The organism is Streptomyces sp. PSU-S4-23, assembly GCF_055632315.1.
On record NZ_JBVMUU010000002.1, the window covers coordinates 2,224,235 to 2,237,561 of the forward strand.

Here is a 13,327-nt window from a genome sequence, read left to right on the forward strand (position 1 = left end):
ACACGGTGAGCGCCCGCCGGGCCGATTCCTGAAGGGGCCGACCCGGCGGATCGCGCGTCCCGTCGGCCTCTTCGCCAGAAACCCACCCACCGGACCGATGCCCACCGAGTCCACCCGTCCTCGCCCGTGAACCGGGTCGGCACGGCCAGCGGCGACAACGACGGCAAGGGAGCCTACGGCGACGCCGTCTCGGCGACGGCCGCACCCGACACCGGCGCCTGCACGGCACCGGCGGCAACCACACCGGCGGCAACCCCATCTCCAGCGCCCGCTTCGAGACGGGGCTCGACGAGCTCCTGGGTGAGCAGCGGGGCGGCCTCGTCCGTCACGTCCTCGAACGCCCGCACCGGAGGCCACGCGTTGACCACCCAGACCAGCAGCAAGACAACACCGACCAGAACCCGACCTGCCCCAGGCCGAGCACCGCCTCCTGCTCACCGGCTGGGCCAAGATGGCGAACGCCGGCGGGACCCTCGCCTCCGGCGCGACGAACCATGGCGGTACGGAGACGTTCACCTGCGTGGCGACAACGCCGTACCGCCGGGCCGCGACCCTGTTCACCACGGGATCCTCCAGCGCCGGGGCCACCGTGCTGCCGGAAGGACACGGGCGGCACGGGCACCGGCTACCGAGTCGGCGGCAAGGACGGCATGAACGGCAAAGGCGGGGCACGGTCACGCGGCGACCGTGTCAGTCCGGTTCTGCCCTATCAGTCCCTGAGGAATCGTCGGCAACCTTTTCGCTTCCCGCGGTCACCGAACAGTGCACCATCGGCTCGATCTTCCGAACGGACAGGCAATGAAGTCAGCAAGGCAGGCCGCGCGGCAGCGCAGGCACAGGAGACGGCTCATGACGGGTTCCGTGGTGGCGCTGGCCGCCGCAGGTGTTCTCACCTACCTGATCACGGCGTCGCCTGCCGGCCGCAAGGTCGATGCAGGGTCTGCGACGGCCACACACGTCCCCATTACCAAAGTGAGAACCGCCACCCCGACCGCGACGGGCACCCCGACCCCGAGTGCCTCCCCGACCCCGACGGGCACCACGACCACCAAAGCGGCGAAACCGTCGCCGAAAGACGCTCCGCAGCCCCCGCGAACGGAGCCCCCCGCGGCATCGTCGGCAGGACGGATTCAGCCCAACACCACTTACCGGGGAGTCGCCACCGCTTACAAGGCAGGAGTCGGAGACGGCGCCTGCCTGTTCGGCGCGAGCGACGACCTCATGATCGCGGCGATGAACACGACCGACTACGAGTCGTCCAGGGCGTGCGGCGCCTACGTGCTCGTGCGCGCCGCGAACGGCAAGTCCGTCACGGTACGGATCACCAACGAATGCCCCCTGCCCTGCGCACCCGGTCAGATCGACCTCAGCGAACAGGCCTTCGCCAAACTCGCCGACCTCAAGCTCGGCCGGCTCCCCATCGTCTGGAGCCTGGTAAGCCCCAGCACCTCCGATACGGTCTCCATCAGGTACAAGACCGGCTCCAGCCCCTACTGGTGCGCCATCCAGGCGATCGACCACCGGAATCCGGTCACCAGGCTGGAGGTCCGCACCACGAGCGGCTGGCGGCAACTGCCCCGCACTGCCTACAACTACTTCGTCTCCGCCGACGGCGGCGGGTGCGGCAACGCGATCAGAATCACGGACATCTACGGTGAACGACTGACCATCAGTGGAATCGCGCTGCGGCCGAACGTCGTACAACCGACCCAGGTCCAGTTCGCCCGGCACTGACTCGCGCGTGGTCTGGGTGTGGACCGCACCGTTGCCGCCCTGGCAGGCCGGCGCGTGCACCTCGGCGAGCCTGGCCACCGCCGAGGAACTGCGGGACAGCGACGACAGCCTCGACGTCTTCGCCGGGGACGAGTCCCGGGCGCCGCGGGACCCGCCGGCGCGGGCCCAGGGCCGGGGCGCTCGCCCGTCCGCGCCGGCCGCGGGTCTCGGCGGTGGTGCGGCGCCTGACCATGGACAGCATCTTGTTGGCGAGCTGGACCACCGTGGCCGAGGGCGTCGACGAAGCCGGTGTGCCACCGGTTTCGGGTCAGGCGCCACTTGCCGGTCTCCGCACCTGTTCCCAGCTCGGCCGTCCGCGGCGAGGCGAGTGTGGTTCGCTGCTGGGGTGACTCAGGACTTGGAGATCGTCGCATGCGAATCCGCCGAGGCATTGCTGACCGACGGGCGGCGCAAGTCCATCGAGCCGATGGCCGCCCGGCTCGGGGCTGACGGCAACCGCCAGGCTCTGGCCAACTTCACCACACCAGTCCCTGGGAGCCGGCGCATATCCGGGCCCGGCCGGCCTGGCGGATGGAGGCGGTGATCCGGCCGAGAACCATGGTCTTCGACGACACCGGCTTCCTGAAGGACGCCGAGGCAAGCTGGGCACACTTCGCCTGCCACTCCGGCACCGACCCCGACGCACCGTCCGAGGGCGGGCTCCACCTCCACGACGGCGTGCTGTCCATCGCGGAGATCGGCCGCCGCGACCTCCACGAAGCCGAACTCGCATACCCGTCCGCGTGCTCCACCGGACATGTCGGCTGGAGGCACGCAGACCAGTCCATCCACCACGCCTCCGCGTTCCGACTGGCCGGGTTCCGGCACGTCGTCGCGAGTTTGCGGCCGCTGGACGACCGCGTCGCGGCCGGCGCGGCCGACCCCTTCTACCGGCTGATGCCGGACACGCCGTCCGCCGATGACGCGGCGGTCGCGCTCCACCATGTCGTCCAGCGTCTGCGCACCGAGCACACCGGCCGACCACACCTGTGGGCGTCACTGATCCACAGCCGGCCGTGATCCGATGCCAGGACCAGTCCCGGCAGTGGGTCTTTGAGCACGTCACCGACAGGCCGGCGCTCGTCGGCGCCGGCGCCGAACCCCGGCCGGCGGAGCCGGACGCCGCAGCGCCGCAGCGCCGCAAGGTATGTCATGTCGCCGGCGAGGCGCCGTGCCCGTACGGCTCAGGCGCCGGGGATCGCGGCGGTGTCGCGCTCCGGCTCCGGAGCGGGCAGCGCCGCGTCGCTCATGCCGAGGCGGAGGTGTTCGACGTGGTAGAGGGCCTGGTCGAGGAGTTCGGCGACGTGGTTGTCGTAGAGGGCGTAGACGACTGAACGGCCCTTGCGGGTGCCGGTGACCAGGCCGAGGTTGCGCAGCAGGCGCAGTTGGTGGGAGCAGGCGGACTGTTCCATGCCGACCTCGGCGGCCAGTTCCGTCGCCGGCAGGGGGCCTTCGCGCAGGCGGGCGAGGATGAGCAGGCGGGAGGGAGTGGCCAGGGCCTGGAGGGTGGTGGCCACCTTGGCGGCGCCGGCCGCGTCCAGGCGCGTGTGCGGGACGTTGCTGTCAGGCGGTGCGGCTCCGTGACCCATACGTCCATGGTACGCCGCACCATGAACACATGAATCAATGTTCATTCGTTCCTGTTACCGTGGTGGAATGTCTTCCACTCTTGTCCGCCCGGCTCCGGTTGACGCCGCTCGCGAGCCGGTGTCTCCCAGGCGCCGTACCCGGATCTTCGCGCTGCCCGAGGCGAGGTGGGCGGCGGCGGCGCTGGTGCTGTTCCTGCTCGCCCTGCCGCCGTACTCGGCCGGTGCGCCGGCGTGGGCGTGGGGGCCGCCGTTCGCGGCCGTCTACGTCACCGGCGGCTGGGAGCCGGGCTGGGCCGGCCTGCGGGCGCTGCGGGAGAAAACCCTGGATGTGGACCTGCTCATGGTCGTTGCGGCACTGGGGGCGGCGGCGATCGGGCAGGTGCTGGACGGCGCGCTGCTGATCGTCATCTTCGCCACCTCCGGCGCGCTGGAGGCGCTCGCCACCGCCCGCACCGCCGACTCGGTGCGCGGCCTTCTCGATCTCGCCCCGGAAACCGCCACCCGGCTTGCGGATGACGGTACCGAGGAGACGGTGCTGACCGAGCAGCTCGGCGTGGGCGACACCATCCTGGTGCGGCCCGGCGAGCGGATCGGCGCCGACGGCCGGGTGGTCGACGGGGCCGGCGAGGTCGACCAGGCCACCATCACCGGCGAACCCCTCCCCGTTGCGAAGGAGGAGGGCGACGAGGTCTTCGCCGGCACCCTCAACGGCACCGGTGCCCTGCGGGTGAAGGTCGAGCGCGACCCGTCGGACTCGGTGATCGCCCGGATCGTGGCCATGGTCGAGGAAGCCTCCGAAACCAAGGCCCCCACCCAGCTGTTCATCGAGAAGGTCGAACAGCGCTACAGCCTCGGCATGGTCGCCGCCACCCTCGCCCTGTTCATCCTGCCCCTCGCCTTCGGCGCCGACCTGCGGTCCACGCTGCTGCGCGCCATGACCTTCATGATCGTCGCCTCGCCCTGTGCGGTGGTGCTGGCCACCATGCCACCGCTGCTGTCGGCCATCGCCAACGCCGGACGCCACGGCGTGCTGGTCAAGTCCGCGGTGGTCATGGAACGCCTCGGGCAGGTGGATGCGGTCGCTCTGGACAAGACCGGAACGCTGACCGAAGGCACACCCCAAGTGACCGACATCCTCCCCATGGCCGCCTCCGGCCTGGACGAGGACGAGCTGCTGCGACTGGCAGCAGCGGCCGAGCACCCCAGCGAGCACCCGCTGGCCCGCGCCATCGTGGACGCCGCCCGCACCCGCAACCTCGACGTCCCGCTGGTGGAGGACTTCACCTCCACGCCGGGCGCCGGGGTGAGCGCGAAGGTCGCGGGCCGCACCGTCGCGGTCGGCAGCCCCGCCCGCGTCCTGGACCACCACACCGGTCATCCCGCCATCGCCGTTGCCGCAGGACTGGAGGAAGAAGGCCGCACCGCCGTGCTGGTCACCCTCCACGGCACCCCGGTGGGGGTGCTGGGCATCGCCGACCGGCTCCGCGAGGAGGCCGCCTCCACTGTCTCCGCCCTGGGTGAGCTGACGGGCACCGTCCCCGTGCTGGTCACCGGGGACAACCCGCGCGCGGCCGCCCACCTCGCCGGCGAGGTGGGGATCACCGATGTGCGCGCCGGTCTGCTGCCGCAGGACAAGGTGAACGCGGTGCGGGAGATGGAGCAGGCCGGGCGGAAGGTGCTGGTGGTCGGCGACGGCGTCAACGACGCCCCCGCGCTGGCCGCCGCCCACACCGGCATCGCCATGGGCCGCGCCGGATCCGACCTGGCCCTGGAGACCGCCGACGCCGTCGTGGTCCGCGACGAACTGGACACCATCCCCACCGTCGTCCGCCTCTCCCGCCGAGCGCGCCGCCTGGTCGTACAGAACCTGGTCATCGCCGCGGTGTTCATCACCGGCCTGGTCATCTGGGACCTGGCCGGCACCCTGCCCCTGCCGCTCGGTGTCGCAGGCCATGAAGGCTCCACGGTCATCGTCGGTGTCAACGGCCTGCGCCTGCTCGCCGATGGCGCCTGGCGCCGCGCCCGCATGGGGACCGGCCGGTGAGCCGCCGCGCCCGCAAGGCTGCCCCCGCCGCCGCGGGGGCAGCCGCTGCACCGTCACTGTCTGCCGCGGCTGCTGCTGCGGCACCTCCACGATCCCCGGCGTCGACCACGCCGCCCAACTCGCCGGGCCACGCCGCGCGCTGGAGAGCACCGCTCAGGTGCGGGTGACCGACGGCCTGGAGCCTGCTCCTGGATCGAAGCCGGCGGTCCCGGGCCCGCTGACCCGTCCGGCGTGCTCGACCTGTACGCGTTGCCGTGGGAAACCGCGAGCTCATATCGGGGTTGACCGGCAGACTGTCGCCCATGACCACGCCCCTGAACGCGAGGCGTCGACTCGCCGAGCTCCCGCGCTACACGGCCCTGAACTGCGAGGACTTCACCGGCCAGGACCTGGCTTCTGCTCGCCCCTCACAGTTGCGCTTCACACGGTGCTCGTTCAAGGGAGTCGATCTGCGGCAGGCCACCCTGGACGGCTGCTGGTTCAAGTTCTGCGATCTCAGCGGTGCAGACCTGCGCGGAGCGTCGCTTCGCGGGGCGCGGCTGTCCGGCTGCGATCTCCGCGAGGCCGACCTCCGCGACGCAGTTCTCACCGACGCCGAGTTCGGCCGGGTGAACAGCGGCAGACCACAGTACGACCTCACCAACGCCACCGGGGTCCGCCTCACCGGAGCGCTCCTTCGCAACGTTCAGCTGGACCAGGTCATCGGTTGGCCGTCCGAGGCCGACACCATTGCGTAGAGCCGGGCCTCAGCCCTCACCCTCATGGCGCAGCCGCGCGGTCGGCAAGCTCACGATCTGCGGCAGGAGCAGCCGATCACACCGGCGTGGTGCTGTCGCCCGGGGGCCGGCGGAGCAGGTGCAGACAGACGACCGAGGCGACGACGGTCCGCCGTTCGGAGGCGTCCAGGCGAGGGTCCGTTTCGACGACGTACTGCTGCAACCCGATCCACGAGTCGATGGTGCTCACCGTGACCCGGCCGAGAGTCTCCGGCGCCGGGCCCCCTTCCGGATCGCTCTCCGTGAGATGCCATTCGGTGTGCAGGAGACTCAGCCGTGTGAGGAGGAGTCGGCGTCCCTGCTCCGTCCGGAGGCTCAGCTGCCGGGTCTTGACGATTCCACGGGCGCCGGCGGTGCCGACCTCCCGGTCCGCGGCATCGGTGAAGCGGAACTCCACCGGCCCGAACTGCTCGATACCGACGATGAACCCGCCGGACGTTTCCGTGAGGACGGAGTGCGTGTCGTCGGTGTAGGTGACCTGGGCGAGCGGGGTCCCCTTCACGGTGCACACGGTCAGGGCGGGGCCCACGTATCTGCGCCACCGTGAACGCTTCGGCTGCCCCACCACGACGGCTTCCAGCTCGAACAGCCCCGGTTCCATCATCGGTCGTCCCTCCCCCGCCACGGCTTCCCCCTCGACCGGGTACTCCACTGTGACCGAGAACCTGCCCGGCTCCCATCCCCCGGGCGGACGTCGACGCCACGCGCTGCGGGCCGGGACCATGCCATTGACCCAACCCCCGCCAAAACCCCAGGTCAAAAACGCTGCCGACAGAGTCCGCGCCCGGACCTCGCCCTCTCATCCGCCTGCGCCGGGCCGCCAAGCCACTGACGAAGCGCTTCGCGCTCGGGGTCGCCTACGGTGCCGGCAGCGGCGTGGGCGGCTTCGCGATCGGCTGCGCGATCTTGTGGGCCCGATCCCGATAGTGAACCCGATGAGTGTCAGGGGCGCGTCCACCATGGACGCGCCCACACCCATGCGCACAACCCCGTACTCGACAGCCAGTCACGGGAAGCGCCGTTGCAGCACCAGCGGGCATGTCCGCTCACGGAATCCGTCCTCCCGGCCGCCGTCCGCCCCGATGTGCGCCTCGTCAGGCGGCCCTGCGGACGGCTCCCGGAGTCGGCTGGGGCTCGTCGTGCGCGGCGGCTGCGAGCGGGGCCGTGGGACCCGCGAAGGAGTCGAGCACCGTGACTCCGAACCGGCGGGCGAGGGGCGCGGCGGCCATGGCCAGCGCGACGACGATGGGCGCGGTGAACTCGCCCGCGGCTCCGGTGACTCCGAGTCCGACGGCGATGGCCATGAGGGCGCACAGGAAGAACAGCGGGACGAGCACGCGGGCCTTCGGAGAGGGCACCGCGGTCACGTCGGGGATCGTCTCCGGCACGTCGGCGAGCCGGTCCGCGTCGACCACGCGGAAGTCCACGACGTCGGCGCGCGGGCGGCTGCTGTACGTGAGGATGTCGCAGACGAGCAGCCACAGTTCGCGCAGGTGGATCGCCCGCTCCTCGCCTGCGGCGTCACCGTGGACGAGTGCGGTGTGGTGGCGCAGGGCGAGGACGGCGGTTGCGGTGCTCTGCGCCATGGCCAGGCGGCTTCCCGGTACGGCTCCGACGGACTCCCGGTGAGCGCGTCGCACCAGGGCCGTGCACAGCTGCTCGACCATCTGGCTCTGCCAAGCCGCCGGTGTCGACTTGGCGGGAGCCTTGTGGGCCCTGGTGGTGAAGCTCTCCAGGACGCCCACAGCCACTGCGGTGACCGTGCCCGCCGAGTCGGCGTTGCGCACGGCCCAGATGTCGATACAGGTCAACAAGGCCGACACATGGACGAAGGCGAGGTAGATGCCAACGGCCCACAGCGGCCAGGTGCGCCAGGTCGAGGGGGTGACGACGAGCGCGAGGGCGGCGCAGGCGAGCAGGCCGGGCGCGGCGAGGAAAATCCGGCTGAGCTGTGCCCAGGTGGCGTGCGCGTGTACTTGGTCCACGAGCGGTTTGGCGGTCAGCACCTCGAACTCAGCGCGGGGTCCCAGCTCTTCAGTGAGTGATGCCTTCACCGAGCCGAGTCGGCCCTCCGCCTTGCGCCGCCCGAGCCGCTTCAGCAGACGCACGCGGCCGAGAAGGCGACCCGGCACGCGTGTGCCGCTCACCCACGGGACGTAGTACGCGAAGAGCTGGCACGGCGTGACGAGGAACCAGAAGTAGAAGACGAACCATAAGAATGCCTGTCGCATGCTCATGGGAGGCAGAGTGGCAGGCGGCACTGACACAGCTCAGTGGGTGGCGCCGGGGCGTGGGAGCCGGCGGGGTGATCGATTTCCGCCCAGACCCTTCTTCCGGGGCCCGGCTCGGTGTCGACGCCCCAGCGGGAGGCCAGGGCCTCGACCAAGAGGAGACCGCGGCCGGTCTCGGCGTCGGGGAACGGGGACGGCAGGAGTCGGGGAGGGCTTCCCCACGAACGTCGGCGATCTCGATGCGGATCTTTTCCGGGCTGTGCGTCAGACGCAGGGCGATGTCCCTTCCGGGCACGCGGCCATGGAGTACGGAATTGGCGGCGAGCTCGGCGACGATCAGAGCGGCGGTGTCGGAGAGGTCGGAGCCGTACGGGACTTCCCAGGCGTCGAGTTGGTGGACGGCCAGTCGGCGGGCGAGTCGGGCGCCGCGACGGGTGGCGCTGAGACGCCGACTGAACACACGTACGGTAATCGGGGCTTGGGTGTGGGGCGCGGACATGGAGGCCAGCGTTCCGGCGGGGTGGACGGTCCAGCCAGGCACGACGCTGGTACAGCCGCGTTGTACTGGTTCGCTCACTGGACAGGGCAAGTCACGCACCGTAACGATGGGTCAGTTGAACACGGGGTGCGCGACGAGAGGTGGCCGGGCGTGGTGGACGTCGAAGACGCAGGGGCCGGGGCCGTTGGCAGTGAACCAGAGGTCTCGGACGGGCTCAAGACCTTCGGGGCCGTACACAAGGCCCTGCGGGAGGAGGCCGGGTTCACGCAGGAGGCGTACGCGGAGATCGTCGGCTACTCGGTCCACGCCATCGCCAAGCTGGAACAGGGCAGGCGGTTTCCGCAGCCGAGGTTCATCGAGCGGGCCGGGGAGGTGTTGGAGGCGCCGCGGGTGCTACGGGCGGCGGCGCGGAACCTGGCACGGAAGCAGGGGTTGGCGTCGTGGTTCCAGCAGTGGGCGGGGATCGAAGAGGAAGCGATCTCGCTCTATGCGTATGAGTGCAGGGCGATTCCGGGGTTGCTGCAGCCGGAGCCTTACATCAGGGCGATCTTCGAGAGGCGGCTTCCTCCGCTGACGGAGGAGCAGATCGAGCGGCAGGTTGAGGCGCGGTTGGAGAGGCAGCGGTTGCTGGTGGAGAGGCCGAACACGGCATTCAGCTTCGTCATTGAGCAGGCACTCATCGAACGAGGAGTAGGCGGCACTCAGGTCACCCAGAGTGTCATCGACCAGCTGCTGAAGGCCGGGCGGTTGCGTAACGTCGAGATCCAGATGATGCCGCTCCGGCAGGCGGATCACGTCGGGGTCGACGGGCAGATGTACCTGGCGGAGACTCCTGACCACCAGTGGATCGGGTACACCGAAGGACAGCAGTCCAGTGTCCTGATCACTCAGCCCGAAGACGTGAGCGCAATGCTCCAGCGCTATGGCAAGCTGCGTCAGCAGGCTCTCGGCCGGGAAGCCGGTATGTGCTTGCTGGAGCAGATGCGAGGAGCGTTATGAGCAGCACTGAACTGGAGTGGTTCAAGAGCAGCTACAGCGGAAGTTCCGGGGACAACTGCATCGAGGTCGCCGTGGACGAGTCCATCCACGTGCGCGACTCGAAGCAGCGGGAGAGCGGGCAGCTCGCCCTCTCTCCGACAGCTTGGGCAGCGTTCATCACCCACGCAGGCAACACCCAGGTCTGAGCTCGATCAGCCTTGGCGGGCCAGGGCTCACATGTCCTGGCCCACCGAGGTGTCTTCGGACTGCTCAACGTCGAGCGTGGTCTGTTCCTCATGGTCAGCGTGAAGGAGCGCGATCCCGTGGCGTGCAGAGCCGTGTGGCCGTTGCGGTACAGCTCACCCAGCAGCGAGAGCGCGATCACGCTCTTGCCGGTGCCGGGGCCGCCGGTCACGATCACGACTTCCTTGTGGTCCGAGCGGCGTGCCTTGCGCACCGCGTGCATGACCGTCTCGTAGGCCAGGTGCTGCTCGTCGAGGAGGACGAACTCCTCACGCTCACCCACCTCGCGGGCCGCGACCTCCATGAGCTGACGCGACGGCCTGATGGCAGCGTGCTGCAGCGCGTCGGCGGCGCTCGCGCCGGGCTCGGGCGCGAACCGCGTCTTCAGGAAGTCGATGAACGCGCCGCGCCGGTCCCTGCTGAACAGCCGTCCATGGATGCGCTGCCCGACGTCGTACAGGCCCGCCACACCGGTCTCGGGGGCGTTGTGCAGGTAGGCGGCACCGGCGATGCGTTCAGGATGCCGTGCGAGGGCGCTGTTGAATCCCACCAAGTAGCCGCAGTAGTCGGCGACTTGGAGGATGGGGTTGAGCTTGGGCCTGCCGTAGCCGTCGACCAGGCACCGCTCCGCCGTTCCGTCGTAGGGTTCCGCGCTGCTCCACTGCTTGAGCTCGACCACGACGTAGGACGGGGCTCCGGTTGTGGGGTGCACCCCGGCCAGCACCGCGTCGGCACGCTTGCTCGACAGCGGGAGCTGATACTCGAGCATCATCTCGACGCCGTGCAGGCCCGCGTCGAGGAGCGCGTTCGCCACCTGCGGGATGCTGCACTCCCATGAGCGTATTTCGGAGGCGCCGGGCTTGCGCTTGTGGAGGTGAAAAAACTGCTCGGTCAAGTAGACGGCCAGAGCGCTGGAGATCCGGTCCTCAGGCCCTGACATGTGTTCGGCGGCGATGGTCGACGCCGAACCGCGATACAGCACGGAAAAGCCCCCAGGCAGCACGAAGTGACTCGTGCGGATGGGGGGCATGTCCTGCAGCGGAAGCCCGTCGGACCGCAGTTGAAGATATTCGAGGAGAACACTAAGAAGCTGTTGTTTTTTCGATCTTGAGAGATGCGCGTCGAACGAGAGTCCCGATTGGGTGATCGTGGGGCGCTTGGCGCATACGGACAGGGCCTCCTGAACAGCTCGTTGGTGTCGAATCACCGAGCAGCAGGAGGCCCTTGATGCAGCAGTCTTTCGTGCCGAATGCCGGGCAGTCCAGCTCGGTCACCTGGGAGTGTGACTGCCTGGCTCACCGGTTCGGAAACGCCGTCGACAACGGGTTGCGGCAGCGGCGCTACCCGTCGGACATGACGGACGCGGAGTGGGCGGCCGTCCGGCCGTTGCTTCCGGTGCCGGGCTGGATGCGCGGTCGCGGTGGCCGGCCGGAGGCGTACTGCCACCGGGCTGCACTCGATGCGATCCGCTACCTCGTTGACAACGGCATCAAGTGGCGGGCGATGCCGGCCGACTTCCCGCCGTGGGACCGGGTGTACGCGTTCTTCCGCCGCTGGCGCGACCATGGCCTGGTCAAGGAGTTCCACGACCGGCTACGTGCGCAGGTTCGCGAGGAGGTGGGCCGCGACGCGGAGCCGACGGCCGGAGTGATCGACTCGCAGTCGGTGAAGGCGGACGCGGTCGTCGGTGCGGACAGCCGCGGGTTCGACGGAGGCAAGCTGGTCAACGGGCGCAAGCGGCACGTCGTGGTCGACACCCTCGGCCTGCTGCTCGGGGTGATGGTCACCGCCGCAGATGTCGGCGACCGCGCCGCCGCCCGGGTGCTGCTTACGCAGGTGGCCGACGCGCATCACCGCCTCACCCTTGTCTGGGCCGATGGCGGCTACACCGGCAGCCTCATCGACTACTGCCTCGCCTTCCTCGCGCTGGTCCTGGCGATCGTCAAACGCAGCGACGACATGCGCGGCTTCGTGGTACTGCCCAAGCGGTGGATCGTCGAGCGGTTCTTCGCCCACCTGATGCGCACCCGCCGCCTGGCACGCGACTACGAGCGGCACACCACCAGCGCCGAGGTGATGGTCTACTGGTCGATGACCCTGCTCATGACCCGCCGCCTTGCCCGCTCACGCCCGCAGCAGGCGTGAACCGGCCCGGCGCGGGCTCGGCCAGCCAGCCGCGCGCGACCAGTCGTTTCGCCTTCGACCGCAATGTCTCCACACGCGCCGGCACCACCTCCATGCCGAACCCCGCGGCCATCTCCTGACAGGTCAGCGGCCCTTGACCGAGCCGGCACCGGTCCGCGAGCACGTCCAGGATGCGCTGGTAGTCCACCGACAGCACCGACCTGTCCAGCCCCTCCCGCCACACCGGCACCTGCGACTTCGCCTTCGCCGCATCCGGCACTGGCGCGGTCCGGTCGGCCCGGACCTGGTCCTGCATTGTTTCGTCGACCAAGGCCAGCACCTCGTCGACCCGCGAGCGGGCGATGGCCCACTCCTTCCATTCCCGCTCGGCCACAGCCAGCTCGGCCTGGATGCGGTCGGCCTCCTCCCGCAACTCGTCCACACGACGGCGAGCACCCAGCTCACGCTGTTCCAACAGCCCAACCACCGACGGCATCCACGACCTCCCAGGCAGCGACAGCACGACAGGCCACTACTCCCACAGGACCGCCGACCCTACGCCCGACCAGTGGAAATGCAGTCCCCAACTCCGGAAAGACAACAGCTTCTAACGCGATGGCTGCGGGTCTGCAGGCGTGGTCGCAGATGGTGCGACGGCCTGGCAGCGCTGGGCGGCGGGAAGAGCTGAGCCGTCATCAAGGCGCGCGCTCAGCAGGACAGCGAACAAGGGTGCACCAACCGTCCACACCAGGGGAACCCGGTGCCGACCGGGACGAGCCCGGACAGGAGCCAGGAAGCCAGACGAGTCGGGCTGTACGCCGGAGACCGCCGGACGCTGGAAGAATGCCACGCTGACCTGTGGGTTCATTCGTGCGGGACGACCGCGCTGCACATCTGGTGCACATCTACTCGCGGCCGACAGGAACAGCATCATGAACGCTGTTTCGGTGGCGCGGAACGGGATGACGCCGTCTGTCCCAGCGCAAACACCAGGTACCCCCGTCAGTGCTTTCCGGTGGCCGTGTGTCGTGCGGACCGCGGGTTCGGCAGGGTGGCGTCGCGTCCCCGGC

At 69.8% G+C, this 13,327-nt stretch carries 11 protein-coding genes and 5 pseudogenes; 9 read left to right on the top strand and 7 right to left on the bottom strand.

All coding sequences use genetic code 11. The features are described 5' to 3' along the window. Positions 1 to 173 precede the first annotated feature (173 nt). Positions 174 to 383 (bottom strand): hypothetical protein, encoded by a 210-nt coding sequence (locus ACZ79I_RS10910; RefSeq protein ID WP_471496478.1) that lies wholly within the window; start codon positions 381 to 383, stop codon positions 174 to 176. 466 nt (positions 384 to 849) lie between these two features. On the opposite strand from ACZ79I_RS10910, the gene ACZ79I_RS10915 reads away from it, so the two are divergent. The 3 genes and pseudogenes from ACZ79I_RS10915 to ACZ79I_RS10925 all read left to right on the top strand — a co-directional run. Then, entirely contained in the window at positions 850 to 1,734 is an 885-nt protein-coding gene (locus tag ACZ79I_RS10915; RefSeq protein WP_471496479.1) for an expansin EXLX1 family cellulose-binding protein, read from the top strand. 385 nt (positions 1,735 to 2,119) lie between these two features. Next, a pseudogene (locus ACZ79I_RS10920) lies at positions 2,120 to 2,406 on the top strand (transposase); the annotation flags it as partial. A gap of 21 nt (positions 2,407 to 2,427) precedes the next feature. Beyond that, positions 2,428 to 2,793: pseudogene (locus ACZ79I_RS10925) on the top strand (CHAT domain-containing protein); the annotation flags it as partial. 164 nt (positions 2,794 to 2,957) lie between these two features. On the opposite strand, the gene ACZ79I_RS10930 reads toward ACZ79I_RS10925, so the two are convergent. Beyond that, entirely contained in the window at positions 2,958 to 3,362 is a 405-nt protein-coding gene (locus ACZ79I_RS10930) for an ArsR/SmtB family transcription factor (protein ID WP_471496481.1), read from the bottom strand. Between the two features lie 67 nt (positions 3,363 to 3,429). Here ACZ79I_RS10930 and ACZ79I_RS10935 point away from each other — a divergent pair, with 67 nt between their 5' ends. From ACZ79I_RS10935 to ACZ79I_RS10945, 3 genes and pseudogenes are all read left to right on the top strand, one after another. Beyond that, on the top strand, positions 3,430 to 5,406 hold the full coding sequence (locus tag ACZ79I_RS10935) for a heavy metal translocating P-type ATPase (RefSeq protein WP_471496483.1): 1,977 nt from the start codon (positions 3,430 to 3,432) through the stop codon (positions 5,404 to 5,406). Further along, positions 5,403 to 5,691 (top strand): annotated as a pseudogene (locus ACZ79I_RS10940) (hypothetical protein). Before ACZ79I_RS10935 ends, ACZ79I_RS10940 begins: the two are co-directional and overlap by 4 nt. A 17-nt stretch (positions 5,692 to 5,708) precedes the next feature. Then, positions 5,709 to 6,143: a pentapeptide repeat-containing protein gene (locus ACZ79I_RS10945; RefSeq protein WP_471496485.1), complete on the top strand. Its 435-nt coding sequence runs from the start codon at positions 5,709 to 5,711 to the stop codon at positions 6,141 to 6,143. Positions 6,144 to 6,219: 76 nt separating this feature from the next. Here the strand turns inward: ACZ79I_RS10945 and ACZ79I_RS10950 are convergent, their stop codons facing one another. The 3 genes and pseudogenes from ACZ79I_RS10950 to ACZ79I_RS10960 all read right to left on the bottom strand — a co-directional run bounded on the left by ACZ79I_RS10950 (position 6,220) and on the right by ACZ79I_RS10960 (position 8,912). Beyond that, complete coding sequence (locus tag ACZ79I_RS10950) at positions 6,220 to 6,786, bottom strand: hypothetical protein (RefSeq protein ID WP_471496487.1); 567 nt, start codon at positions 6,784 to 6,786, stop codon at positions 6,220 to 6,222. Between the two features lie 490 nt (positions 6,787 to 7,276). Further along, positions 7,277 to 8,419 (bottom strand): hypothetical protein, encoded by a 1,143-nt coding sequence (locus tag ACZ79I_RS10955; protein ID WP_471496489.1) that lies wholly within the window; start codon positions 8,417 to 8,419, stop codon positions 7,277 to 7,279. Beyond that, positions 8,416 to 8,912 (bottom strand): annotated as a pseudogene (locus ACZ79I_RS10960) (ATP-binding protein). Before ACZ79I_RS10960 ends, ACZ79I_RS10955 begins: the two are co-directional and overlap by 4 nt. A 150-nt stretch (positions 8,913 to 9,062) precedes the next feature. Here ACZ79I_RS10960 and ACZ79I_RS10965 point away from each other — a divergent pair. Continuing rightward, the gene (locus ACZ79I_RS10965; protein ID WP_471496491.1) at positions 9,063 to 9,911 is read left to right on the top strand and encodes a helix-turn-helix domain-containing protein; all 849 of its coding nucleotides are present in this window, start codon (positions 9,063 to 9,065) and stop codon (positions 9,909 to 9,911) included. Then, the gene (locus tag ACZ79I_RS10970; RefSeq protein ID WP_471496493.1) at positions 9,908 to 10,096 is read left to right on the top strand and encodes a DUF397 domain-containing protein; all 189 of its coding nucleotides are present in this window, start codon (positions 9,908 to 9,910) and stop codon (positions 10,094 to 10,096) included. Before ACZ79I_RS10965 ends, ACZ79I_RS10970 begins: the two co-directional genes overlap by 4 nt. Positions 10,097 to 10,179: 83 nt before the next feature. Here ACZ79I_RS10970 and ACZ79I_RS10975 read toward each other — a convergent pair. After that, positions 10,180 to 11,163, bottom strand: a pseudogene (locus tag ACZ79I_RS10975) (DNA/RNA helicase domain-containing protein); the annotation flags it as partial. 197 nt (positions 11,164 to 11,360) lie between these two features. On the opposite strand from ACZ79I_RS10975, the gene ACZ79I_RS10980 reads away from it, so the two are divergent. Then, on the top strand, positions 11,361 to 12,278 hold the full coding sequence (locus ACZ79I_RS10980) for an IS5 family transposase (protein WP_471493253.1): 918 nt from the start codon (positions 11,361 to 11,363) through the stop codon (positions 12,276 to 12,278). On the opposite strand, the gene ACZ79I_RS10985 is transcribed toward ACZ79I_RS10980, so the two are convergent. Beyond that, on the bottom strand, positions 12,235 to 12,753 hold the full coding sequence (locus tag ACZ79I_RS10985; RefSeq protein ID WP_471493252.1) for a hypothetical protein: 519 nt from the start codon (positions 12,751 to 12,753) through the stop codon (positions 12,235 to 12,237). The genes ACZ79I_RS10980 and ACZ79I_RS10985 overlap by 44 nt on opposite strands. Between the last annotated feature and the right edge of the window lie 574 nt (positions 12,754 to 13,327).